A 24,540-nucleotide genomic window follows, 5' to 3' on the forward strand; every position below is an offset into this window, starting at 1 on the left:
GCACTCGACCCAGCCCGGAGCGATGCTCCCCGAGATCCTGCAGGCAGCGGGTGCACACGTCAGCCGTCACGGCGGCGTGCTCACCGTGCGGGCCGGTTCCGGAATCCGCGGACTGGATCTCCGCCGACGGCACGCCGGTCGCGCTGCTCGCGAACCTGGGGAAGCCCGCCGACGCCGCCGACGCGGTCGCGCGGGGGGCCGAGGGCGTCGGCCTGTTCCGGACGGAGTTCCTGTTCCTCTCCGCGTCGCAGGCGCCGACGGTCGCCCAGCAGCGGGACGCCTACCGCGAGCTCCTGGAGGCCTTCCCCGGCAAGAAGGTCGTCGTGCGGATGCTCGACGCGGGGGCCGACAAGCCGCTGGCCTTCCTCAACGACGCACACGAGGAGAACCCGGCCCTGGGATTGCGCGGCCTGCGGGCACTCCGCGCGAGCGAGGACATCCTCCGCGAGCAGCTGACCGCGCTGGCCGAGGCCGAGGCCGCGACCGACGCCGACCTGTGGGTCATGGCACCCATGGTGGCCACCGTCGAGGAGACCGTGTACTTCACCGGCCTCGCCCGCGAGTACGGGCTGAAGACGGCCGGCGTCATGGTCGAGGTGCCCTCCAGCGCCCTGCTCGCCGACCGGGTGCTCGCGCACGCCGACTTCGCGTCCATCGGCACCAACGACCTCACGCAGTACACGATGGCTGCGGACCGCCTCCTCGGCTCCGTCGCGTCGTTCCAGGACCCCTGGCACCCCGCGGTGCTGCGCCTGGTGCGCGAGGTCGGCGAGGCCGGTGCCCGTCTCGGCAAGCCCGTCGGCATCTGCGGCGAGGCCGCGGCCGATCCGCTGCTCGCCGTCGTCCTCGTGGGCCTCGGTGCGACGAGCCTGTCCATGGCACCGTCCGCCCTCGCCGACGTCCGCCAGGCGCTCGCCGCCCGGACTCGCGACGATGCCCTCCGTCTCGCGGAAGCCGCGCTCGGCGCGGACGACGCCCCCTCCGCCCGCACCGCTGCGGCGACCCTCGCCGCGGCACTCCCCCCTCATCAGAAAGAGACCACATCATGACGACGACGTCACCCGCCGCCACCGCCCCCGGTGGCCTCCGCGTGGGCGTGCAGCGTTTCGGCACGTTCCTCTCCGGCATGATCATGCCGAACATCGCGGCCTTCATCGCCTGGGGCTTCATCACGATGCTCTTCATCCCGAAGGGCTTCTTCGGGGCCGAGAGCCCGTTCGGCTGGCACTGGGCCGGCGTCGCCGAGATCATCGGCGGCGGCGGCGACTCCGCCGTCCTCGGCTGGCAGGGCGCGATGACCGCGGTCGCCGAAGGCGCGGACGGCAACATCCTGGCCTATGTGGGCCTGGTCGGCCCGATGGTCACCTACCTACTGCCCCTCCTGATCGCGAACACGGCCGGACGCATGGTCTACGGCGAGCGCGGCGGCGTGGTCGCCACGATCGCGACCGTCGGCGTGATCGTCGGGACGAACATCCCGATGTTCCTCGGCGCCATGATCATGGGCCCGATCGCCGCCTGGATCATGAAGCAGGTCGACAAGCTGTGGGACGGCAAGATCCGCCCCGGCTTCGAGATGCTCGTCAACAACTTCTCCGCCGGCATCCTGGGCATGATCCTCGCCATCGTCGGGTTCTTCGCCTTCGGCCCGGTCATGCTCGGCATCAGCGCCGCGCTGGGGGCGGCCGTCGACTGGCTTGTCTCGCTCAACCTGCTGCCGCTCGTGTCGATCATCGTCGAGCCGGCCAAGGTGCTGTTCCTCAACAACGCCATCAACCACGGCGTGTTCACCCCGCTGGGGATCGAGCAGGCCGCGGAGACGGGCAAGTCGATCCTCTTCCTCATCGAGGCGAACCCCGGCCCCGGCCTCGGTCTGCTGCTCGCCTTCACCTTCTTCGGGGTCGGCGCGGCGAAGGCCTCCGCTCCCGGTGCCGCCATCATCCAGTTCTTCGGCGGCATCCACGAGATCTACTTCCCGTATGCGCTCAGCAAGCCGACCACGATCCTCGCTCTCATCGCGGGTGGAGCGGCCGGTGTGACCACCAACATGGTCCTCGGCGGCGGGCTCGCCTTCCCGGCGGCCCCGGGCAGCATCATCGCCGTGACCGCCGCGGCCATCGGCCCCGGCGTCGCCAACCTCCTCGTCGTCTACCTGTCGGTCATCATCGCGGCGACCGTGACGTTCCTCATCACCGGCGTCATCCTGCGGGCCTCGCGCAAGCGCGACCTCGCCGCCGAGGGCGACGCGTTCGGGGCGGCCATCGCACAGACCGAGGCGAACAAGGGCAAGTCGTCCGCGGCGATGGACGCCCTGCGCACCTCGACCGCGACGACGGCTCCGGAGACCACGCCGGCTCTCGCCACCACCGCCGTCGCGGCGGCCCCGATCGAGACCATCGTGTTCGCGTGCGACGCCGGCATGGGCTCGTCCGCCATGGGTGCCAGCGTGCTCCGCAACAAGCTGAAGAAGGCCGGCATCGAGGGCGTCACCGTCACGAACGCCGCCATCGCCAATCTCGACGGCGCCGCCGACGTGGTCATCACGCAGCAGCAGCTCACCGACCGGGCCACGGCGAAGTCGCCGGACTCCCTGCACGTGTCGGTGGACAACTTCATGAACTCGCCGAAGTACGACGAGGTCGTCGAGATGGTCAAGGAACAGCGAAAGGACGAAGAATGAGCGTTCTCACTGCCGAGCAGGTCCGCATCCACCCGGGAGGCGCGTCGCGCGACGACGCCCTCCAGGAGGCGACGGACATCCTCGTCGCCGCCGGTGCGGTGACCCCGGCGTACGTCGACGCGATGCGCCAGCGCGAGGAGACGGTGTCGACGTACATGGGCAACGGCCTGGCCATCCCGCACGGCACGAACGAGGCGAAGGACGCCATCCTCGCCTCCGCCCTCTCCGTCGTCCGCTACGACGGCGGCGTCGACTGGGACGGCGAGCAGGCGCGGTTCGTGATCGGCATCGCCGGCGTCGGCGACGAGCACCTCGACATCCTGTCGCGCATCGCGATCCTCTTCTCCGAGGAGGACGACGTCGCCCGGCTGGAAGCGGCGGCGACGCCGGACGAGCTGTTCGCTCTCCTCTCGGAGGTGAACGAGGGATGAAGGCGGTCCACTTCGGGGCGGGCAACATCGGGCGCGGTTTCGTCGGCCTGCTCCTGCACGAGGGCGGTTACGAGGTCGTGTTCAGCGACGTCGCGGACGCGCTCGTGGAGGCGATCGACCGGGCGGACTCGTACACCGTGCACGAAGCCGGCCCCGGAGGGACCGACCACGTCGTCTCCGGGTTCCGTGCGGTGAACAGCCGCACGGACCCCGCCGTGGTCGCGGAGGAGGTGGCGACGGCCGACGTCGTCACGACCGCCGTGGGCCCCACCGTGCTGCGGTTCGTCGCCCCGTCAATCGTCGCCGGACTCGCGCTGCGCTCCCCCGAGGCCGCGCCGCTGCAGGTGATGGCCTGCGAGAACGCCATCGGCGCCACCGATCAGCTGCGGCAGGAGATCGTCGCCGCGGCGGGGCCGGATGCCGATACGCTGCTCGGCCGCGCCGTGTTCGCGAACACCGCCGTCGACCGGATCGTGCCCGCGCAGCCGGAGGGCGGCGGCATCGACGTCACGGTGGAGCCGTACTTCGAGTGGGCGATCGAGGCCCGGCCGTTCGGCGACACCCCGCCGCGCATCCCCGGCGCCCACTTCGTCGACGACCTCGCTCCGTACATCGAGCGCAAGCTCTTCACGGTGAACACCGGTCATGCCGCCACCGCGTACTTCGGTGCACGGGCGGGCATCGAGCGGATCTCGGACGCCCTCGCGGACGAGGCGATCGCCGCGCAGGTCTCCGCCGCCCTGGAGGAGACCTCGGCGGTGCTGGTCGTCGAACACGGTCTCGATCCCGCGGAGCTCGCGCAGTACCGCGCGACCATCCTCGAACGGTTCCGCAATCCCGCACTGGTGGACACCGTGCAGCGCGTCGGCCGGCAGCCGCTGCGGAAGATCTCCCGGCACGAGCGCTTCATCGGTCCCGCGGCGATGGCCGCCGAGCACGGGCTGTCGACGGACGCGCTCGTGGCTGCCGTCGCCGCCGCGCTGGAGTTCGACGACCCTGCCGACGAGCAGGCGGTCGAGCTGCAGACGCTCCTCCGCTCCGAAGACCCGGCAGGCTTCACCGTCCGCGCCACGGGGCTCGATCCGGAGCACCCGCTCTTCCCCGCCGTCCGCGACGCGGTGGCGCTCCGTCAGGCGGCACTCGCCGGCTGAGCGGACGCGGCGTCCGGGCGGAGTAGCGTTGCTGCTGTGCAGCAGAAGCCCCGACGCCGCGTCCTGAGACGAGTCCTGTGGAGTGTGGTGATCGTCCTCGTGCTCGCCGTCGGCGGGATCCTCGTGTGGAGCCAGGTCGGCGTCATGGCCGCGGAGCCCGAACCGCTCGCCGCCGTCCGGGACAACCCCGCGATCACGGTGAACGATGCCGAGGAGGGGATCGTCCTGGAGCCGGCGGACGGCGCCTCGGACCGCGGACTCGTCTTCATCCCGGGGGCGAAGGTCGACCCGTGGGCCTACGCCTCGATCCTCCAGGGGATCGCGGAGGAGGGCACCACGGTCGTGATCACGCGGCCCTGGCTCAACCTCGCCTTCTTCGATCCCCGCGGCCTCGGCTCGTTCACGAGCGCGGCGCCCGACGTGGACACCTGGGCCGTGGGCGGCCACTCCCTCGGCGGGGTGCGCGCCTGTCAGCTCGCGACGGACGCCGATGCCCTCGTCCTCTTCGCCTCCTACTGCGCGACCGACCTCGCCGGAACCGACCTCTCGGTGCTCAGCGTCTCCGGCGGTGAGGACGGCCTCTCCACACCCGAGAAGATCGCGGACGCCCGCTCCGAGCTCCCCGCGGACGCCGAGTTCGTCGAGATCGACGGCGCCTCCCACGCCTCCTTCGGCGACTACGGCCCCCAGTCCGGTGACGGTACCCCGACCATCGACGGCGAGGAGATGCACGCCGAGGTCACCGAGGTCGTCGGCGGCTTCCTGGAGCAGGTCGCTCCCTAGGCCGCCCGCGGATCACCGAGGATCGGGTCGAGCAGCGGATGCAGGTGCCGGGTGGTCAGCACTCCGGTCGCCGAGCGCGCACCCGCCGAGAGCGCCGACGCCAGGTCCGCCCCCGCCAGCCGCGCGTCGAGGACTCCGGCCAGGAACGCGTCGCCCGCGCCATTGGTGTCGACGACGGTGGTCGGCAGCGCGGGCACCCGCAGCTCGGCGCCGTCCGCTCCGACCGCGACCGCTCCCTCCGCGCCGAGCGTGCACACGGCGAACGCCGCTCCCTCCGCGACGACGGCGCGGAGGAACTCCACCGGCGCGGCCAGCCGATCCGCGTTGCAGAAGGCCGCCGCGGCCGCCGCCAGGAAGGGCCGGTGGTACCCGTCGACGCCGTCATAGTCGTGCACGTCGACCCAGAGCGGCGTGCCGCTGCCCGCCGCGAGCGGGAGCAGCCGCCGGGGCTCGGCGGCCAGATCGAGCACGACGGCGTCGGCCGCGGCCATCTCGGCGGCATGCGCGGCATCGTCCGTGCCTGTCGTCTCCGCCGGCGTGGAGAGGTACAGCGACACCCGGTCGCCCTGCGCCGTCATGAGGTTGAGGTGCCGCTCCGTGGTTCCGTCCGTCCACTGCGCGACCACCCCGGCCGCCTCCAGTGCCGCACGCACCCGCAGCCCCTCCTCGTCCTCCCCGGCGACGGCATGCAGCACGACGGATCGGCCGAGCGCCGTCAGGCTCAGCGCCTTGCCCGCACTCGTGCCGCCGACCGTCTCCCAGCTCGCCTGCGCGAACTGCATGTGCGGCACGGGCTCGGGGAGCCGGTCGAGGAGGACCATGCGGTTCCAGGAGGCGGGACCGGCGAGGAAGACGGAAGCGGGCATGCCCTCATCCTCGCGCCTCGTGCGGGGTCACCCGATGCGCGACACCAGGGCATCCAGGCCCATTCCGTAGTCGATGCGCACGACGGGGAGTGCCAGCTTGTCCGTCCCGATCACCACGTATCCGGGATCGATGGTCCGCGCCAGCTCGTAGCCCGCCTGGCGGACGCCCTCCTTCGCCGTGTCGTCGTAGTGGCCGAACGGGTAGGCCACCACCTCGCGGACGCCGAGCACGTCCCCCGACGTGGTGAGATCGGCGGCGATCTGCGCGGGCGTCCCGTTGACCATGCGTCCCCTGCCGTCCTCGCCGGCCTGATGCATGTCATGGGTGTGCGAGCGCCGCTGGACCCACGGCGAGGGCGCGGGGTCCTGACGATAGGCCGTGACCATGAACGAGGTGCTGAGGAGCCGGTGTGCGTCCACCACCGGCACCGCGAGGTCGAACCACGTCTGATCGGCGTCGTCGTCGGTGATGATGACGCTCCGCGCCGGGAGGGAGAGCCGCCCGTCGATGAACGCGCTGAGCTCGTCCCAGGTCGGCAGATAGAAGCCGGTGGTCGCAATGTGCGCCATGTGCGCCTCGAAGTCGCCGATGTACGCGTAGTTGCCGCGCAGCCACCCCTTCTCCCCTGCCGGGTCGGCCGTGAACTGGTGGTACATCAGGATGGGTACGCGCACGCCCTCGGCCGCGTTCTCCTCGGGCGTCTTCCAGGCGGCGAAGAGCTCCGTCTGCTGCTGCTCGCACGCGACCGGATCCGCGCCGTTCACCCGAGCTTCCACCGTGAAGGCGGCGGCAGCGTCGGCGCTGGCGTACCAGCCCGCGAACACCCGACCGTCGAGCCGAGGGATCGGCAGCCCCCGATACGGCTCGTCCTGGAGCTGCAGCATCGGCGCGGTCGGCGCCCCCTCGCCGCGGAAGGTGACCGCGCACGCGCGGGGATCGTCCGCGTCCGCCAGGATCTGCTGCGACGGCGTGAGCGGAGGCGCCGTGACGCTGCCCTGGGCCTTCGGAATCCGCTCTTCTGGCGTGCGATGGAGCCCCGCGAACGCCGCGACGGCCCCTCCGACGACGACGACGGCGACGAGCGCGCCGACGAGTCCGGCTCGTGACCGCGACGACCTCCCCCCGGAGCGCATGTCAGGCGTCGAAGCCCTCGGCGATCATCTCGACGAGTTCCTCCCGTTCCTCGACGGGGAGGAAGGCCGCGGCGGCGGCGTTGAACTGGAAGGCCTCGAGGTCGTCGAGGTCGTACTCGAAGGTCTGCACGAGCAGCGCCAGTTCCCTGGTGAGCGAGGTGGCGCTCATGGTGCGGTTGTCCACGTTCACGGTCACCGCGAAGCCGAGCTGGTAGAGCAGGTCGAACGGGTGATCGGCGAGCGTCTTGCCCCACGCGGCGACCGCCCCCGTCTGCAGGTTCGACGACGGGGAGAGCTCCAGCGGGATCTCCCGGTCGCGCACCCAGCGCGCGAGGTCGCCGAAGCGCACCTGCACCTCGTCGCCCTCCTGAGTGACGACCTCGAGGTCCTCCGCGATGCGGACGCCGTGTCCGAGGCGGAGCGCACGACCGTCCAGCAGCGCCGAGCGGATCGAGGCGAGGCCCGCCGCCTCCCCCGCATGCACGGTCACCGGGAAGAAGTTCTCGGAGAGGTAGTCGAATGCCGCGCGGTGGTCGGACGGCGGGAAGCCGTCCTCGGGTCCGGCGATGTCGAAGCCGACGGCACCCCGTCCGCGGAAGTCCACAGCGAGCTCGGCGATCTCCCTGGCGCGGTCGGTGTGCCGCATGGCGGTGAGGAGCTGTCCGACGCGGATGCTGCGACCGTCCCGGTCCGCTGCGTCCTCGCCCTCCTCGATCCCCTGCTGCACGGCCTCGACGGCGTCCTCCAGCGAGAGACCGCCGGCCTGGTGCTGTTCCGGTGCCCAGCGCACCTCGCCGTAGATGACGCCGTCGGCCGCGAGGTCCTGCACGAACTCGCGCGCCACGCGGGTCAGTCCCTCCCGGGTCTGCATGACCGCGGTGGTGAGCTCGAAGGTCTTCAGGTACTCCTCCAGCGACCCTGCGTCGCTCTTCTTCGCGAACCAGGAGCCGAGCGCCGCCGGGTCGGAGGCCGGGAGGTCGAGACCGATCGCGTCGGCGAGCTCGATGATCGTGGCCGGACGCACGGCGCCGTCCAGGTGGTCGTGCAGCGACACCTTCGGCAGACTCCGCAGGGAGACGCCCTGGATGGCGACGTCGCCGTTCGCATCGATCGACATGGGGATCCTCTCGGTCGCGGGGTGTCCGTCCAGGCTAGCGCCCGGGCCTCACGCCGTGATGCGCTCGCGGACGATCGGACCCACGGTCGGCGCCTCGTCGCCGAGCTCCCAGGCCCCTTCGAGTGCCTCGATGGCCCGGGGGAAGCGCGCCTCGTCCGCCGCCGACAGCGTGAACAGCGGCTGCCCGGCGGCGACCCGGTCACCGGGCTTCGCGTGCAGGTCGATGCCCGCCTCGAAGATCACCGGGTCCTCGGCCCGCGCGCGGCCGGCGCCGAGACGCCACGCGGCGATGCCGAAGGGGAGCGCGTCCATCCGGGTCACGACGCCGTCCGCGGGCGCCGTGACGACGTGCGTCTCCCTCGCGAGCGGGAGGGCCGCGTCGGGGTCGCCGTCCTGGGCGCGGATCATCGCCTTCCAGGTGTCCATGGCGCGGCCGTCGTCCAGCGCCGCCTCCACGTCCGCATCGGGCCGGCCGGCCAGGGCGAGCATCTCCCTGGCGAGCGCGATGGTCAGCTCCCGCACGTCGGCGGGTCCCCCGCCGGCGAGGATCTCGACCGACTCGCGGACCTCGTTCGCGTTGCCGATCGCGCGGCCCAGCGGGACGTTCATGTCGGTCAGCAGCGCCGTGGTGGCGACGCCGGAGTCGGTGCCGAGCGCGACCATCGTGCGGGCGAGCTCGCGGGCGCGGTCGATGTCCTGCATGAAGGCGCCGGAGCCGAACTTCACGTCCAGGACGAGAGCGTCGGTCCCCTCGGCGATCTTCTTCGACATGATGCTGGAGGCGATCAGCGGGATGGCCTCGACCGTGCCCGTCACATCGCGGAGCGCGTAGAGCTTCTTGTCGGCGGGAGCGAGACCCGACCCCGCGGCGCAGATCACGGCCCCGACGTCACTCTGCATCTGCGCGAACATCTCCTCGTTGCTGAGCGCCGCGCGCCAGCCGGGGATGGACTCCAGCTTGTCGAGCGTGCCGCCGGTGTGGCCGAGGCCGCGGCCGCTGAGCTGCGGGACCGCCACGCCGAACGAGGCGACAAGCGGGGCCAGCGGCAGGGTGATCTTGTCGCCGACGCCGCCCGTGGAGTGCTTGTCCACGGTCTTCTTGCCGAGGGTCGCGAAGCTCATCCGCTCGCCGGACGCGATCATCGCGTCGGTGAGCACGCGGATCTCGTCGCGCTCCATTCCGCGCTGGAAGATCGCCATCGCGAAGGACGCCATCTGCGCGTCGGACACGTAGCCGCGCGTGTAGGCGTCGACCATCCACCGCAGAGCGGGCTCGGGCACGACGCCCCCGTCGCGCTTGGCACGGATCACATCGACCGCGTCGAACGGCTCCACGGTCATCGTCCTTCTCCCTCGGGTCCCTGAGCCTGTCGAAGGGCGCGCGGCCCGAACGCATCGGGCAGCACCTCGTCGATCGTGCGGATGCCGGAGACCGTCTCCAGCAGCATGCCGGGTACGGCGTGCTCGAACAGCAACTGCCGGCATCGGCCGCAGGGCATGATGGTCTCGCCGTCGTTGTTCACGCACACGAAGGCGACGAGCTGGCCGCCGCCGGACATGAACAGGTCGCCCACGAGCGCGCACTCGGCGCACAGCGTGACGCCGTACGAGGCGTTCTCGACGTTGCAGCCGGCCACGATCCGCCCGTCGCTGACGAGCGCCGCCGCCCCCACGCGGTAGCGGGAGTACGGCGCGTACGCCTTGGTCATGGCCTCCGCGGCGACTTGGCGCAGCTCGTCCCAGTCGATGTCCGTCATGGTGATGACTCCTTCTTCCCTGCGGGTTCTACGACTTGATGTACGGCTTGCCGCTGGCGGCAGGACCCCGGATCTGTCCGGCGAACCCGGCGACCGCGAGCAGGGTGACCACGTACGGCAGCATGAGCATGAACTCGCCGGGGATCGGCGTCTTCAGGATCGAGAGCAGGTTCTGCAGGTTCGTCGCGAATCCGAAGAGCAGGGCGGCGAGCGTCGCGCGGATCGGGTCCCAGCGTCCGAAGATCACCGCGGCGAGGGCGATGAACCCGAGCCCGGCCGTCATCTCCTTGCCGAACTGCGGGACCGAGACGAGGGTGAAGTACGCGCCGCCGATGCCGGCGATCGCGCCCGCGAGCAGCACGTTCCAGAACCGCGTCGGGTTGACCCGGATGCCGACCGTGTCGGCCGCCTGCGGGTGCTCGCCCACGGCGCGGAGGCGCAGGCCCCACTTGGTGCGGTACAGGCCCCACGCGACGACGGCCACGGTGATGAACATGAGGTACACGATGAAGGTCTGGTTGAAGAGCACCGGACCGATGATCGGGATGTCGCTCAGCACCGGGATCTCGATGCGGGAGAAGCGCACCGGGGTGTTCAGCTCGGCCTCGTTCGGGGCGAGGAGCGCGCCGTAGAGGAAGCCGGTGAGGCCGGTGACGAGGACGTTGAGGACGACACCGACGATGACCTGCTCGACGAGGTACTTGATCGCGAACGCCGCCAGCACGCTCGCGACGAGAACGCCGCCGATCATGGCGCCGATGAGGCCCACGAAGGCGTTGCCGGTGATGCTGGAGAGCAGCGCCGCCGAGAACGCGCCGAGGAGCAGCTGCCCCTCGATGGCCACGTTGACGACACCGGCCCGCTCGCCGATGACACCGCCGAGCGCGCCGAACACGAGCGGCACCGACAGCGACACGGCGCCGAAGAGGAGGCTCGTGACGGGGACGAGACCCCCGGCCGCGGCCCAGACGAGGAACGCGAAGACGGCGAGCACGCCATAGGCGACGATGAGCCAGATCGACGGCGCACGGTACGTCCATGCCCGGAGGAAGGCCCCGACCGTGAGGACGACGAGCACGGCGAAGACGACCCAGAAGGTCGGCGCGGTGGGCAGCTCCACGTCGGGGAGCTCGAAGGCCGACGTGCGGTCGCCGAGCCGGAAGGTGCTGATACCGCTGCGCGGCACGGCGAGGAAGAGCACCGCCAGCAGCGCGGTGACCACCGCGAGGCTGATCGGCGCCTTGAGGTGGCGCTCCCGGACGGTGGCGAGCTGCACCGTGCCGTCGGCGGCTTCGGTCTGCACCAGCGACATCATGCCGTCACCGCCTTCTTCGCGGCCTTCGCTCTCGCCTTGGCCGCCTTCTCTGCATCGGACTTGGGGAGGAAGAACACCGTGCGCAGCAGCGGCGGCGCGGCGATGAACAGCACGACGAGCGACTGCACGACGAGCACGATGTCGACGGGGATGTCCTGCGCCTGCATCGAGAACGAGCCCGCCTTGAGGGCACCGAACAGGATTCCGGCCGCGAAGGTCCCCCAGGCGCGGCTGCGCCCGAGGAGGGCGACCGTGATGGCGTCGAAGCCGATGCCGGCGTCGATGGTCTCGGTGACGCCGGTGGTGACGGCGCCCTGGAGCTGGTTCATCCCGGCGAGGCCGGCGAGGGCGCCCGCGAAGAGCATCGCGTAGACGTAGACGCGCTTGACGCTGATGCCCGCGGCGCGAGCGGCGTGCGGGTTCTCCCCCACCGCGCGCATGCGCATGCCCAGCGAGGAGCGCTCGATGAGCCACCACACGAACACCGTCGCGATGACCACGATGACGAAGCCGAGGTCAAGCAGCGGGAACTGCGGGCCGAGCAGGGTCGGGAACTGCGCGCTCTCCGGCGTGGCCGAGCCGAGCGCCTGGTTGGTCCCCGGCTTCTGCAGGAGCCCGGGCGTGCGGATCATCCACAGCAGCAGGTAGTACGCGATGTAGTTGAGCATGATCGTGAGGATCACCTCGTGCGCACCCGTGCGTGCCTTGATGAGACCGGCGATGCCGCCCCAGAGCGCACCGCCGGCGATACCGGCCAGCAGCGTGACGGGGAGGTGGAACCAGATCGGCAGGTCGAGGTTGAAGGTCAGCAGGGCCGCGACCGCGACGCCGACGAGCATCTGACCGCGGGCGCCGATGTTGAACAGACCGACGCGGAAGGCGAGCGCGACGCCCAGACCGGCGGCGATCAGCGGAGCCGCGAAGCCCAGCGTGTTCGTCAGCGGACGGATCTGGGCGGCGAAGTCGGCGCCGCGGGCGTTGAAGATCGCTCCCCGGAACAGCGCCTCGTAGCCGTTGTAGACCGCGTTCCAGGCCGCGACGAACGTGTCGCTCGGCTTGGCGAAGAAGTACCCGGAGGCCTTCTGCACGTCTTCGTTGGTGAAGGCGATGAGGATGCCGCCGACGATGAGCGCGAGGACGATCGCCAGGATCGTCGTGACGGCGCTGCCGCGGAGGATCTCCTTGAGGACGACGTTGCCGCGCGGAGGCGGGGGTACCTCGTCCGCGAGGCCCGTGCTGGGCGGGAGCTGCTCGGGAGGCAGCCCCTTCGTGACGTCTCCTGCACCGGGTGTCGCGCCGCTCACGCGGTCACCTCCGCATCGGCCGCTCCGGCCATCATGAGTCCGAGTGTCTCCCGGGGCGTGTCACCGGGGACGATGCCGACGATGGTGCCGCGGTACATGACCGCGATCCGGTCGGCGAGGGCGGCGACCTCGTCGAGCTCGGTCGAGACGACGATCACGGGGATGCCCGCGTCCCGCGTCTCGATGATGCGCTTGTGGATGAACTCGATCGAGCCCACGTCCACCCCGCGGGTCGGCTGCGCGGCGACGAAGAGCCGCAGTTCGCGGCTCATCTCGCGGGCGATCACGACCTTCTGCTGGTTGCCTCCGGAGAGGGTGCCCGCGGGGGTGTCCGGGCCCTGCGTGCGGATGTCGTACTCCGCGATGCGCTCCTTCGCGAAGTCCTCCAGGGCCCCGCGGCGCAGCGTCCCGGCCCGGCTGAACGCGGGATCGTCTGAGCGGTCGAGGATGAGGTTCTCGGCGACCGAGAACCCGGCGACGAGGCCGTCCTCGGTGCGGTCCTCCGGCACGAACCCGACGCCGGCGTCGAGGATGCCGCGGACGCTCTTGCCCACGAGCTCGGTGCCGTCGAGGATGATGTTCCCCTCGACGCGTGCGGCGAGGCCCACGATGGCCTCGACGAGCTCGGTCTGGCCGTTGCCCTGCACACCGGCGACGGCGAGGACCTCGCCGGGTCGCACGGTGAAGTCGACGTCGTCGACGACGATGGCTCCAGTGGCGGTGAGCACGCGGAGGTTGCGGACCTCCAGGCCGCCCTCGCCCAGCCGCGGAGCCTCCTTGTGCACGGTCAGCTCGACCGCGCGGCCGACCATCAGCGAGGCCAGTTCGGCGTTGGTGGCGGTCGGCGAGGCCTCCCCCACCACCTGACCGAGCCTGACGATCGTGATGCGGTCGGCGACCTCGCGCACCTCGCGCAGCTTGTGCGTGATGAAGACGATCGCGGTGCCCTCGTCTCGGAGCTGGCGCATGATGGCCATGAGCTCGTCGGTCTCCTGCGGCGTCAGCACCGCGGTCGGCTCGTCGAAGACGAGGACCTTGGCGTCGCGGGACAGCGCCTTGATGATCTCGACGCGCTGCTGCACACCCACCGGAAGGTCGCCGACGACGGCGTCCGGATCGATGTCGAACCCGAACCGCGCGGCGACCGCGCGCACGTGCTCGCGGGCCTTCGCGATGTCCAGCGTGCCGAGGCCCTTGGTCTGCTCGTGCCCGAGCATGACGTTCTCGGCCACCGTGAACACCGGCACGAGCATGAAGTGCTGGTGCACCATGCCGATGCCGGCGGCCATCGCGTCGCCCGGGCCGCGGAAGTGCTGCACGACGTCGTCGAGGAGGATCTCGCCCTCGTCGGCCTGATACAGGCCGTAGAGCACGTTCATCAGCGTCGACTTGCCTGCGCCGTTCTCGCCGAGGAGAGCGTGGATCTGACCGGGTTCGACCACGAGATCGATGTGGTCGTTCGCCACGAGGCTGCCGAATCGCTTGGTGATGCCGCGAAGTTCGAGCTTCATATCTGCACCTTATCCAGAAGAGTCACCGAGGAGAATCGTCGCCGCCCACAGTGCGGGGCGAGTGGCAGCCTGCGCCACTCGCCCCGTGCTGGGTACGGCTCCGACTCAGCGGGTGGGAGAGTTCTCGGACTCCACCGTGATGTCACCGGAGATGATCTGCTCCTGCAGAGCGGACAGCTCGTCCGTCAGGCCCTCGGGCAGGTCTGCCTCGAAGTCGCCGAAGCCGGAGAGCTTGACGCCCTCGTTCTCGAGCGTGCCGATGTAGGGCTCCGGGTCGAACTCGCCGGCGGCGGCCGCGAGCGTCGCGTCGCGGACGGCCACGTCGATGGCCTTCATGATCGAGACGAGCGTGATGTCGGCGACGCTGGGGTCAGCGACGGCGAGGTCGCTGTCGACACCGAGCATCAGCGTGTCCTTGCCGCTGTCGTTGATCGCCGCTGCGGCGCTCTGGTAGACCGGGCCGCCGACGGGGAGGATGACGTCGACACCCTGGTCGAGCACGCCCTGGGCGGTCTGCTTGGCCGTGTCGTTGGCGTCGAAGCCACCCGTGAAGGAGCCCTTCTGGGTCTCGGCGTCCCATCCGAAGACCTGGACGTCGGCCGACTTGTCCTCGTTGTACTTCTCGACGCCGAGCTGGTAGCCGTCCATGAAGACCGCGACCGACGGGATCTGCATGCCGCCGAAGGTGCCGACCTTGTTCACGCCGGCCTCCGCGGACCAGGCGGCCGCCGCGTAGCCACCGAGGTAGGCGGCCTGGGCGGTGTCGAAGACGAGGGGCTTGATGTTCGGCGCGTCGGTGGTGCCGTCGAAGTCGTTGTCGGCCCAGTCGTCGATGATCGCGTAGTCGATGTCGGGGTTCGCGAGCGCGGACTCGACCGTGGCGGCGGACAGCTTGAAGCCGACCGAGACGATGAGCGAGCAGCCCTCGGAGACGGCGGTCTCGAGGTTCGGCGCGTAGTCGTTGTCGTTCGCGGACTCGAACTCCAGCGGCTTGATGCCGAGCTCGTCGGCGGCGCTGTCCATGCCCTCCTTGGCCGACTGGTTGAACGACTTGTCGTTCCAGCCGCCGGCGTCGGAGATGAGGCAGGGCTTGAAGTCGGAGTCGACGGGGGCGGATCCGCCCTCGGACTCGTCGGTCGGCGCCTGACCGCAGCCGGCAAGAGCGAAGACGACACCGGCGGCGACCGTCGCGCCGAGCAGCTTCTTGGTGGTGGAGATGGTCACGGATGCCTCCCTCAACGAACCCGCGGCCATCGCGGATCGATCAAAGTTACCTAGTGTTTCGACGTTCGTGCACGTCGGCCCCGGGCGGCCGGGCCAATGGTTACAAAGCTGAAATCAACCCTGCCGATGAGCACAGACCGATGCTCATCAGAGCACGTCGCCCTGTCCGTTGAGTTTCAACGACTCCACCACGCCCTTCACCCGCTGCGCGTTCTCGACCGTCGTGACCAGGAGCGCGTCGGGGGTGTCGACCACGACGATGTCCTGCACGCCGACGAGGCTGATCACGCGGGTGGTCTGGCTGACGAGGATGCCGCTGGCCGCGTCGGTGAGCACCCGGGCACGGGGGCCGAGGACGGCGAGGTCGTTCTTGCGGCCGTTCGTGATGAGCTTCGTCAGCGAGGCGAAGTCCCCCACGTCATCCCAGTCGAAGTGCCCGGGGACCACGGCGAGGCGCCCGCGCCGCGCCGCCGGCTCCGCGACGGCGTAGTCGATCGCGATCTTCTTCAGCCGCGGCCAGATGCGGTCGACGGCGGGCCCGCGGAGCTCCCGGTCGTCCCAGGCCTCGGCGAGCTCGAGCAGACCGGCGTGCAGAGCGGGCTCGTTGGCCGCGAGCTCGTCCAGCAGGACGCTCGCCTTCGCGATGAACATGCCCGCGTTCCACAGGTAGGTGCGCTCGGCGAGGTAGGCCTTGGCAGTCTCCAGATCCGGCTTCTCGACGAAGCTCTCGACGAGGGCCGCCTCCCTGGCGCGCTCGACGACCAGCTCCGGCCCCTTCTTGATGTAGCCGAAGCCGACCGCCGGCTCGGTCGGCGCGATGCCGATCGTGCAGATGTAGCCCTCCCTCGCGACCTCGACGGCGTCGCGGACGGCGAACTCGAAGACCCGCGTGCCCCGGATGACGTGGTCGGCGCTGAACGAGCCGATGATGACGTCCGGGTTGCGCCGGTGCAGCACGGCCGCCGCCAGCCCGATCGCCGCCGCGGACTCGCGGGGCTCGGACTCCAGGAAGACGTTGAGGTCGGCGATCCCCGGCAGCTCCGCCTCCACCGCCGCCCGGTGCGCGCGCCCGGTGACCACCGCGATCCGGTCCGGACCGGCGAGCGGCTCCAGACGGTCCCACGTGTCGCGCAGCAGCGAATGCCCGGACCCGGTGAGATCGTGCAGGAACTTCGGGGCGTCCGCCCGGGACAGCGGCCACAGCCGACTGCCGATGCCGCCGGCAGGGATGACCGCGTAGAAGTCTTCGATCGGCTCGCTCATGCAGGCCAGCGTAGCGGCGGGCCCGACTTAGGATCCCCTTCGTCGCCCGGGGCGTCCGCGCGGGAATAGGATGGACACCGATCGGGCGTGCCTGACCCTCCTCCAGGCCAGATGTGGACGAAGCAGCGCACGCGACCGAAACACATCGATCCAGGGAGGACGACCGTGTCCACAAGCGCTCGCTTGACACCGTCGATTTCGGAAACCACGTCCAAGACCCCCCGCGGCACCCTCTATCGGGGTCGCGAAGGCATGTGGTCGTGGGTGCTTCACCGCATCACCGGAGTCGCCATCTTCTTCTTCCTGTTGGTGCACGTGCTCGACACGGCGCTGATCAGGGTGTCGCCGGAGGCGTACGACGCGGTCATCGGCACATACAAGAACCCGGTCATGGCGATCGGCGAGGTCGTCCTCGTGGCGGGCATCGTCTTCCACGCCATGAACGGCCTGCGCATCATCGCCGTCGACTTCTGGTCGAAGGGCGCCAAGTACCAGCGCCAGCTCTTCTGGGGCGTGCTGCTCGTGTGGGGCGTCATCATGGCCGGCTTCGTCCCGCGCCACCTGATGCTCGCGTTCGCCGGCTTCGGAGGAGGACACTGATGACCGCCCAGACCGTCGCCGCTCCCGCCCGTCGCCAGCGCGGCGTCAACCTCGAGAAGTGGGGCTGGGTCTTCATGCGCGTCTCGGGCGTCGTGCTCGTCGTGCTGATCTTCGGCCACCTCTTCGTGAATCTCATGGTCGGCGAGGGCATCCACGCCCTCGACTTCGCCTTCATCGCCGGCAAGTTCGCCACCCCGTTCTGGCAGTGGTGGGACGTGCTGATGCTCTGGCTCGCACTCATCCACGGTGCCAACGGCATGCGGACGATCGTGAACGACTACGTGACCAACCCGACCGCGCGCAAGGCGCTCGTCTGGGCCCTCGGCCTGGCCGCGGGCCTGCTCATCCTCCTCGGCACCCTGGTCGTCTTCACGTTCGACCCGTGCCTGGGTGTGACCGAGTCGAGCACGCTGTGGGAGACCTGCCAGGCGCAGGGCTAGAAGAAGAGGCAAACGAGAAGTGACTACCCAGACGCAGGATTCCGTCGTCCGTGACGGCGTGCACTACCACCAGTTCGACATCGTCATCGTGGGCGCCGGCGGCGCCGGCATGCGGGCGGCCATCGAGGCCGGCCCCGGCGCGAAGACGGCCGTGATCTCCAAGCTGTACCCGACGCGCTCGCACACCGGTGCCGCGCAGGGCGGTATGGCGGCGGCCCTCGCGAACGTCGAGGAGGACTCCTGGGAGTGGCACACCTTCGACACCGTGAAGGGCGGCGACTACCTCGTCGACCAGGACGCGGCGGAGATCCTCGCGAAGGAGGCCATCGACGCGGTCATCGACCTCGAGAACATGGGTCTCCCCTTCAACCGCACCCCCGAGGGCAAGATCGACCAGCGTCGCTTCGGCGGTCACACGGCCGAGCACGGCAAGACCCCGGTCCGCCGCGCCTGCTACGCCGCCGACCGCACCGGTCACATGATCCTGCAGACGCTGTTCCAGAACTGCGTCAAGCTCGGCATCAACTTCTTCAACGAGTTCTACGTGCTCGACCTCATCACCGTGAAGGACGCGGCGGGCGCGACGCAGATCGCCGGCGTGGTGGCCTACGACCTCGCCACGGGCGAGCTGCACGTCTTCCAGTCCAAGGCCGTGATCTTCGCGACCGGCGGTTTCGGCAAGATCTTCAAGACGACCTCCAACGCGCACACCCTCACGGGCGACGGCGTCGGCATCGTCTGGCGCAAGGGCCTCCCCCTCGAGGACCTCGAGTTCTTCCAGTTCCACCCGACCGGCCTCGCCGGCCTCGGAATCCTCCTCACCGAGGGCGCCCGCGGCGAGGGTGCGATCCTGCGCAACGCCTCGGGTGAGCGCTTCATGGAGCGGTACGCCCCCACCATCAAGGACCTGGCGCCCCGAGACATCGTCGCGCGCTGCATGGTCCAGGAGGTCGCGGAGGGCCGCGGCGCCGGTCCCCACAAGGACTACGTGCTGCTGGACTGCACGCACCTGGGCGCCGAGGTGCTGGAGACCAAGCTCCCCGACATCACCGAGTTCGCCCGCACCTACCTGGGCGTCGACCCGGTCGTCGAGCCGGTCCCCGTCATGCCGACCGCGCACTACGCCATGGGCGGCATCCCCACGAACAACAACGGCGAGGTGCTCGCGGACAACGACACCGTCGTCCCCGGCCTCTACGCCGCCGGCGAGTGCGCCTGCGTCTCGGTGCACGGCGCCAACCGCCTCGGCACGAACTCGCTGCTCGACATCAACGTGTTCGGCAAGCGGTCCGGCCGCAACGCCGTCGAGTACGTCAAGACGGCCGAGTTCGTCCCGCTGCCGGAGAACCCCGCCGGGTTCGTCTCCGACATGCTCGAGGGCCTGCGCAACAACCAGGGCACCGAGCGGATCGCGGTCCTCCGCAAGACGCTGCAGGACGAGATGGACAAGGGCGCGCAGGTGTTCCGCACGCACGAGTCGCTGCAGCACGTCCTCGGCGTGATCGCGGAGCTCCGTGAGCGCTACAAGAACGTGCACGTCGACGACAAGGGCCACCGGTTCAACACCGACCTGCTCGAGGCCGTCGAACTGGGCTTCCTGCTCGACATCGCCGAGGTCGTCGTCTACGCCGCGCAGAACCGCGAGGAGAGCCGCGGCGGCCACATGCGCGACGACTTCCCGAAGCGCGACGACGAGAACTACATGAAGCACACCATGGCGTACCTCACGGGCGACCCGCACTCCTCCGACCCGAGCGACCACATCAAGCTCGACTGGAAGCCGGTCGTCTTCACCAAGAACGACAAGGGCGAGTTGAACTACCCGCCGATGGAGAGGAAGTACTGATCATGTCGAACGCCATCGCCGAAGCGCCGGCCGAGACGACCGAAGACACCGGGATCCAGTCCTTCATCGTCACCTTCAACATCCGCCGGTTCGACCCCGAGGTCGACGCCGAGCCGCACTGGGTCGACTACGACGTGGAGCTCTACTCCACCGACCGCGTGCTCGACGCCCTGCACAAGATCAAGTGGGAGGTCGACGGCTCGCTGACCTTCCGCCGCTCCTGCGCCCACGGCATCTGCGGTTCCGACGCCATGCGCATCAACGGCCGCAACCGCCTGGCCTGCAAGACGCTGATCAAGGACCTCGACATCTCGAAGCCGATCTACGTCGAGGCCATCAAGGGCCTGCCGCTGGAGAAGGACCTCGTCGTCGACATGGAGCCGTTCTTCGCGTCGTACCGCGAGGTGCAGCCGTTCCTCGTCGCGAACTCCGTGCCGGAGAAGGGCAAGGAGCGCACGCAGTCCATCGCCGATCGCGAGATCTTCGACGACACCACCAAGTGCATCCTGTGCGCCGCGTGCACCTCGTCGTGCCCGGTGTTCTGGACCGACGGCCAGTACTTCGGTCCGGCCGCGATCGTCAACGCGCACCGCTTCATCTTCGACTCGCGCGACGAAAACGCCGCGGTGCGTCTCGACATCCTCAACGACAAGGAGGGCGTCTGGCGCTGCCGCACGACCTTCAACTGCTCCGAGGCGTGCCCCCGCGGCATCGAGGTCACCAAGGCCATCGCCGAGGTCAAGCAGGCAGTCCTCCGCGGGCGTCCCTGACGCGCCGGCACAGGCAACCACGCGAGAACAGGCGGTCCCGGACGGGGCCGCCTGTTCTCGCGTCTGCGCCTGTTCTCGCTGAGGCAGGCCGGGCGCGCGAAGGCGGGGCCCGCGCTTGGGTAGGGTGGGGGCGTGTCCGAGCCCGGTTCGGCGACCGACGGTCGCCTCGATGCCGCGGTCGAGCGCGCGACCGCGCTGACCCGACGCACCCTCGGCCTCTTCCCGGTGCGGGTGTGGCGGCACTTCCTGCAGCACAACGGCTTCCTGCTCGCCGCCGGGGTGAGCTATCAGGCGCTGTTCGCCATCTTCGCCGCGATCTACCTCGCGTTCGCCATCGCGGGCCTCTGGCTCGGCGGCAGTGAGGAGGCGGTGAACGGCCTCATCGACATCATCAACAACTACATCCCGAACCTCATCCTCGACGAGGGCGGCGTCTTCACCCCCGCGCAGGTGCAGGAGATCGCCTCGAACACCAGCGGATTCCTCGGCATCACCGGTCTCATCGCCCTCGGCACGGTGATCTGGACCGCGATCGGGTGGGTGACCTTCTCGCGGCGGGCCGTGCGCGACATCTTCGGCCTCGAGCCCGACCGCCGCAGCTACCTCCTCCTCAAGGCGCGCGACCTGCTCGCCGCCCTGATCTTCGGCGTCGCGCTCATCGTCGGCTCTGCCCTCAGCTCCGCCAGCGCCGCGGTCCTCAGCTGGGTGCTGTCGCTGCTGGGCTGGGATGCCGGCTCCGACGGAGTCAACATCAGCATCCGGATCGGCACCGTCCTGGTGTCGTTCGTCCTGCTGACGGGAGCGCTGGCGGCGATGGTGCGCTTCCTCACCGGCACCTCGCTGCACTGGGGCACGATCTGGCCGGGAGCCCTCCTCGGCGGCGCGGCCATGACGGTGCTGCAGTTCGGGGTCGGGTTCCTGCTGAGCTACACGCCGTCGAACCCGCTGCTGGCGACCTTCGCGATCTTCGTCGGACTGCTGCTGTGGTTCCGGGTGAACGGGGTGGTCATGCTCGTCGCCGCCTCGTGGATCGCCGTCGCCGCCCAGGACCGCGACCTCCCGCTCCTGCTGCCGACGGAGGCCGAGCGGCGGGTGGCGGAGCACGCCACGCTGCTCTCCGCGGCACGGATCCGACTGCGCGACGCCCGCGCCGCGCGCGACGAGGCCCCGTGGTACCAGAGCTGGGCGGCCGGGCACGCCGTCCGCGCGGCGGAGGACGAGGTCGCACGGCTGGAGGCCTCCGCTCCCCCGCCCGCACCCCCGACCTCCCCTCTCGCGCAGCGCCTGCTCTCCGAGCTCGATCACCGTCAGAACCGCGATGTCGGCGGTGCTCGTTAGGCTGGAGGAATGCCTCACCTGCGTATCGCCTCGGTCAATGTCAACGGGATCCGGGCGGCCGCCCGCAACGGGATGAGCACGTGGCTGGACGCCGCAGACATCGACATCCTCACCCTTCAAGAGGTGCGCGGGCAGGACGAGCACATCGAGGCCGCCCTTCCCGGCTGGACCTTCGTGCACGACGAGGCCACGGCCAAGGGGCGCGCGGGCGTCGCGATCGCCAGCCGCCTCCCCGCGCTCGCCTCCCGGGCTGACTTCGGCCCGGAGGACTTCGACTCCAAGGGGCGCTGGATCGAGGCAGACTTCCTGATCGGCGACCGTCCGCTCACCGTCGTCAGCGCCTACGTGCACTCCGGCGAGGCCGACACCCCCAAGCAGGACGAGAAGTGGAAGTTCCTCGACGCGTTCGAGGCTCGACTGGCGAGCCTGAACACCGACGGCGCCCTCGCCCTCGTCACCGGCGACCTCAACGTGGGGCACCGCGAGCTCGACATCAAGAACTGGCGCGGCAACCGCACCAAGGCCGGCTTCCTGCCGCGCGAGCGCGCCTACTTCGATCGCTTCCTCGGTGAGGCCGGGACATCGGTCACCGGCGTCGACGGCTCGGTCGGCACGGGCCTGGGCTGGGTCGACGTCGGACGTCGCTTCCACGGCGAGGTGGACGGGCCGTACACCTGGTGGTCCATGCGCGGGAAGGCCTTCGACAACGACTCGGGATGGCGCATCGACTACCACTTGGCCACGCCCGCTCTCGCCGAGCGCGTGCAGGCGTACCACGTGGCCCGTGCGGCCGCGTACGACCAGCGCTGGAGCGACCACGCGCCGGTCGTCGTCGACTACACCTACTAACCCGGTTCCGGCCGCTCGGAGGGCGACGGATCCGACTCCCGGTACCATCCGCGGTACTCCAGCACGGTGCCGAGCATGGGGTTCACGGCGCGCATGTCGATCGTGCGCCGGCGGTGCTCGGCGTCCCAGCCGTCGACGAGGTCCACGCGCACGCCGAGCGGTCCGGGCAGAGCGAACCGCCGCCCGAACAGCCGCAAGGCGACCCGGACGGTACGCATCCGCAGGAAGCCCTCCGCCGTCACACTGCACTCCTCGATGAGCTCCACGCGGCCACGGGCGCCGAGGAGATTCCGCACCAGCCCCGGCCGCACGCTCACCGTCAGCCGGTCCACGATCCGTGCCGTCCGACCGGGGAAGAGGAACTCGCGGGTGGAGTCGAGCGTCGCGCGGCCCGTCGCCGCGCGCCCGGTCGTCGTGCGCAGCACGAACGGCACGTCCCGCCCCGACGTCGGCACCAGCAGCCCCGGTCCCACGATCGGACGCGCGAGGGCCGCCCAGCGGCCGAACCGGCTCCCCGCGACCGCGAACACGCCCTCCGCGTGCCCCGCCGAGACGGGCGCACGGTACTGCGCGAGGATCTCCGGGTGGAGGCGCTCCGCCTCCGTGCCCAGGGCGTCGAGGAACACCTGTCCGCGTCTCAGGGGCATGCCGTCCGTCATGACGTCAGCGTAGGGGATGCGACGGCGCCGGGCACCGCGGCGCGGGCGCATAGGATTGACGGGTGAACAAGCCTCGCCTCTACTCCGGAATGCAGCCCTCCGCCGACTCCCTCCAGATCGGCAACTACATCGGCGCGCTCCTGCAGTGGCGGGAGCTCCAGACCTCGTATGACGCGTTCTTCTCCGTCGTCGACCTGCACGCCCTCACGGTCGCCCAGAACCCGGCCGAGCTGCGCGAGAAGACCCGCCGGACCGCCGCGCAGTACATCGCCGCGGGCATCGAGCCGTCGCAGTCGACGCTGTACGTGCAGTCACACGTCCGTGCGCACGCCGAGCTCGCCTGGATCCTCAGCACGATCACCGGCTTCGGCGAGGCCGGACGGATGACCCAGTTCAAGGACAAGTCGGCCCGCTACGGCGCTGATGCGACCAGCGTCGGCCTCTTCACCTACCCGGTGCTCATGGCCGCCGACATCCTGCTGTACCAGACCGATGTCGTGCCGGTCGGAGACGACCAGAAGCAGCACGTCGAGCTCACCCGCGACCTTGCGGAGCGCTTCAACTCGCGGTTCGGCGAGACCTTCACGGTGCCGGTCCCGGTCATCCAGAAGGAGACGGCGCGCATCTACGACCTGCAGAACCCGACGGCCAAGATGTCGAAGTCGGCCGAGAGCGACGCCGGTGTGCTGTGGATGCTCGACGACCCGGCGAAGTCGGCGAAGAAGATCATGCGCGCGGTGACCGACAACGAGGGCTCCGTGCGGTTCGATCGCGAGGCCAAGCCGGGCGTCTCGAACCTGCTCACCATCTACGCCGCGTTGACCGGACGCCAGATCCCCGCGATCGAGGACGAGTACGCGGGCCGCGGATACGGCGACTTCAAGAAGGGCCTCGCCGAGGTCGTCGTGGAGGAGTTCGCTCCGGTGCGCAGCCGTGCCCTCGAGCTCCTCGACGACCCGGCGGAGCTGGACCGGATCCTCGCCGAGAACGCCGCCCGCGCCGACGCCGTGGCCGATCGCACGCTGTCCGACGTGTACGACCGCGTCGGACTGCTGCGCCGGGTGTGAGCCGCGGCCGAGCCTAGGATGACATCGTGACCGACCCGCAGCTACCCCCTCCGCCCGGCGCCGTGCCGCCCCTGCCCTCGGCGACCTCGGTCCCGCAGGAGCCGGTATCCGGTGCGGTCCCGCCGCCCGCGTATCCGTCGACACCGCCGGCCGCTCCGGCACCGTACCCGCCCGCGTATCCGCCGGCACCCACTGCCGCGCCTCCCGGCGCGTATCAGGTGCCTGTGGGCGGCTACGCGGCACCGTCCGGCTCGTACACCGCACCGGATGCCGCGCCGAAGCCCTCGGGGTTCCTCGGCCTGATCGCTCTCGGCCTCTCGATCCTCGCGGCCGTCGTCATGCCGATCATCGGCGGCGTCAGCGCCTTCGAGGTCGGCCGCCGCATCCCGCAGGGCGTCAGCGGCTCCACGAGCGATCTCGGGTTCCTGTCCCCGC

23 protein-coding genes are annotated in these 24,540 nt (G+C 70.3%); 12 read left to right on the top strand and 11 right to left on the bottom strand.

Annotated elements, in window-relative coordinates; all coding sequences use genetic code 11:
* The 5 genes from AC2W7E_RS09390 to AC2W7E_RS09410 all read left to right on the top strand — a co-directional run.
* On the top strand, positions 1–1,049 hold a 1,049-nt coding region (locus AC2W7E_RS09390; RefSeq protein ID WP_485988982.1), incomplete at its 5' end, for a putative PEP-binding protein.
* A complete protein-coding gene (locus AC2W7E_RS09395; RefSeq protein ID WP_303709472.1) occupies positions 1,046–2,680 on the top strand; it encodes a PTS mannitol transporter subunit IIBC in 1,635 nt (544 codons plus the stop codon). The genes AC2W7E_RS09390 and AC2W7E_RS09395, both read left to right, overlap by 4 nt.
* Positions 2,677–3,111 (top strand): PTS mannitol transporter subunit IIA, encoded by a 435-nt coding sequence (locus AC2W7E_RS09400; protein ID WP_025105671.1) that lies wholly within the window; start codon positions 2,677–2,679, stop codon positions 3,109–3,111. Before AC2W7E_RS09395 ends, AC2W7E_RS09400 begins: the two co-directional genes overlap by 4 nt.
* The gene (locus AC2W7E_RS09405; RefSeq protein WP_485988983.1) at positions 3,108–4,262 is read left to right on the top strand and encodes a mannitol-1-phosphate 5-dehydrogenase; all 1,155 of its coding nucleotides are present in this window, start codon (positions 3,108–3,110) and stop codon (positions 4,260–4,262) included. The genes AC2W7E_RS09400 and AC2W7E_RS09405 overlap by 4 nt, the downstream gene beginning before the upstream one ends.
* A 36-nt stretch (positions 4,263–4,298) precedes the next feature.
* Entirely contained in the window at positions 4,299–5,045 is a 747-nt protein-coding gene (locus AC2W7E_RS09410) for an alpha/beta hydrolase (RefSeq protein ID WP_485988984.1), read from the top strand.
* Here the strand turns inward: AC2W7E_RS09410 and AC2W7E_RS09415 are convergent.
* The 10 genes from AC2W7E_RS09415 to AC2W7E_RS09460 all read right to left on the bottom strand — a co-directional run bounded on the left by AC2W7E_RS09415 (position 5,042) and on the right by AC2W7E_RS09460 (position 16,536).
* Positions 5,042–5,911 (bottom strand): carbohydrate kinase family protein, encoded by an 870-nt coding sequence (locus tag AC2W7E_RS09415; RefSeq protein WP_485988985.1) that lies wholly within the window; start codon positions 5,909–5,911, stop codon positions 5,042–5,044. The two genes, AC2W7E_RS09410 and AC2W7E_RS09415, sit on opposite strands and share 4 nt — an antisense overlap.
* A 27-nt stretch (positions 5,912–5,938) precedes the next feature.
* Entirely contained in the window at positions 5,939–7,045 is a 1,107-nt protein-coding gene (locus AC2W7E_RS09420; RefSeq protein WP_062764737.1) for a polysaccharide deacetylase family protein, read from the bottom strand.
* Position 7,046: 1 nt separating this feature from the next.
* Positions 7,047–8,162, bottom strand: a complete 1,116-nt coding sequence (locus AC2W7E_RS09425) for an adenosine deaminase (RefSeq protein WP_485988986.1) — start codon at positions 8,160–8,162, stop codon at positions 7,047–7,049.
* A 48-nt stretch (positions 8,163–8,210) separates the two neighbouring features.
* A complete protein-coding gene (locus AC2W7E_RS09430; protein WP_485988987.1) occupies positions 8,211–9,503 on the bottom strand; it encodes a thymidine phosphorylase in 1,293 nt (430 codons plus the stop codon).
* A complete protein-coding gene (locus tag AC2W7E_RS09435) occupies positions 9,500–9,919 on the bottom strand; it encodes a cytidine deaminase (RefSeq protein WP_062636553.1) in 420 nt (139 codons plus the stop codon). Before AC2W7E_RS09435 ends, AC2W7E_RS09430 begins: the two co-directional genes overlap by 4 nt.
* A 28-nt stretch (positions 9,920–9,947) precedes the next feature.
* Positions 9,948–11,231, bottom strand: coding sequence for an ABC transporter permease (locus tag AC2W7E_RS09440; RefSeq protein ID WP_082749974.1), 1,284 nt, complete (start codon positions 11,229–11,231; stop codon positions 9,948–9,950).
* Positions 11,231–12,538 carry an ABC transporter permease gene (locus tag AC2W7E_RS09445; RefSeq protein ID WP_303709465.1) on the bottom strand — a complete coding sequence of 436 codons (1,308 nt, stop codon included), beginning with the start codon at positions 12,536–12,538 and terminating at the stop codon, positions 11,231–11,233. Before AC2W7E_RS09445 ends, AC2W7E_RS09440 begins: the two co-directional genes overlap by 1 nt.
* A complete protein-coding gene (locus AC2W7E_RS09450) occupies positions 12,535–14,049 on the bottom strand; it encodes an ABC transporter ATP-binding protein (protein WP_485988988.1) in 1,515 nt (504 codons plus the stop codon). The genes AC2W7E_RS09445 and AC2W7E_RS09450 overlap by 4 nt, the downstream gene beginning before the upstream one ends.
* Before the next feature lie 105 nt (positions 14,050–14,154).
* The gene (locus AC2W7E_RS09455) at positions 14,155–15,273 is read right to left on the bottom strand and encodes a BMP family lipoprotein (protein WP_025105660.1); all 1,119 of its coding nucleotides are present in this window, start codon (positions 15,271–15,273) and stop codon (positions 14,155–14,157) included.
* A gap of 147 nt (positions 15,274–15,420) precedes the next feature.
* A complete protein-coding gene (locus tag AC2W7E_RS09460) occupies positions 15,421–16,536 on the bottom strand; it encodes a mannose-1-phosphate guanylyltransferase (RefSeq protein WP_060921492.1) in 1,116 nt (371 codons plus the stop codon).
* Between the two features lie 165 nt (positions 16,537–16,701).
* On the opposite strand from AC2W7E_RS09460, the gene sdhC reads away from it, so the two are divergent.
* The 6 genes from sdhC to AC2W7E_RS09490 all read left to right on the top strand — a co-directional run bounded on the left by sdhC (position 16,702) and on the right by AC2W7E_RS09490 (position 22,379).
* Complete coding sequence (sdhC, locus tag AC2W7E_RS09465; protein ID WP_081811659.1) at positions 16,702–17,136, top strand: succinate dehydrogenase, cytochrome b556 subunit; 435 nt, start codon at positions 16,702–16,704, stop codon at positions 17,134–17,136.
* On the top strand, positions 17,136–17,576 hold the full coding sequence (locus AC2W7E_RS09470; protein WP_025105657.1) for a succinate dehydrogenase hydrophobic membrane anchor subunit: 441 nt from the start codon (positions 17,136–17,138) through the stop codon (positions 17,574–17,576). Before sdhC ends, AC2W7E_RS09470 begins: the two co-directional genes overlap by 1 nt.
* Before the next feature lie 19 nt (positions 17,577–17,595).
* Entirely contained in the window at positions 17,596–19,422 is a 1,827-nt protein-coding gene (gene sdhA, locus AC2W7E_RS09475) for a succinate dehydrogenase flavoprotein subunit (RefSeq protein WP_025105656.1), read from the top strand.
* A 2-nt stretch (positions 19,423–19,424) separates the two neighbouring features.
* Complete coding sequence (locus tag AC2W7E_RS09480; protein WP_485988989.1) at positions 19,425–20,192, top strand: succinate dehydrogenase iron-sulfur subunit; 768 nt, start codon at positions 19,425–19,427, stop codon at positions 20,190–20,192.
* A gap of 132 nt (positions 20,193–20,324) precedes the next feature.
* Positions 20,325–21,530 (top strand): YihY/virulence factor BrkB family protein, encoded by a 1,206-nt coding sequence (locus AC2W7E_RS09485; RefSeq protein ID WP_303709464.1) that lies wholly within the window; start codon positions 20,325–20,327, stop codon positions 21,528–21,530.
* A gap of 9 nt (positions 21,531–21,539) precedes the next feature.
* A complete protein-coding gene (locus AC2W7E_RS09490; RefSeq protein ID WP_025105653.1) occupies positions 21,540–22,379 on the top strand; it encodes an exodeoxyribonuclease III in 840 nt (279 codons plus the stop codon).
* Here the strand turns inward: AC2W7E_RS09490 and AC2W7E_RS09495 are convergent.
* Complete coding sequence (locus AC2W7E_RS09495) at positions 22,376–23,038, bottom strand: DUF4166 domain-containing protein (protein WP_485988990.1); 663 nt, start codon at positions 23,036–23,038, stop codon at positions 22,376–22,378. The genes AC2W7E_RS09490 and AC2W7E_RS09495 overlap by 4 nt on opposite strands.
* A gap of 62 nt (positions 23,039–23,100) precedes the next feature.
* On the opposite strand from AC2W7E_RS09495, the gene trpS reads away from it, so the two are divergent.
* Positions 23,101–24,105 carry a tryptophan--tRNA ligase gene (gene trpS, locus AC2W7E_RS09500; protein ID WP_374459396.1) on the top strand — a complete coding sequence of 335 codons (1,005 nt, stop codon included), beginning with the start codon at positions 23,101–23,103 and terminating at the stop codon, positions 24,103–24,105.
* Positions 24,106–24,540: the final 435 nt, after the last annotated feature.

Source organism: Microbacterium sp. CFSPD4_SD4, from assembly GCF_057364585.1.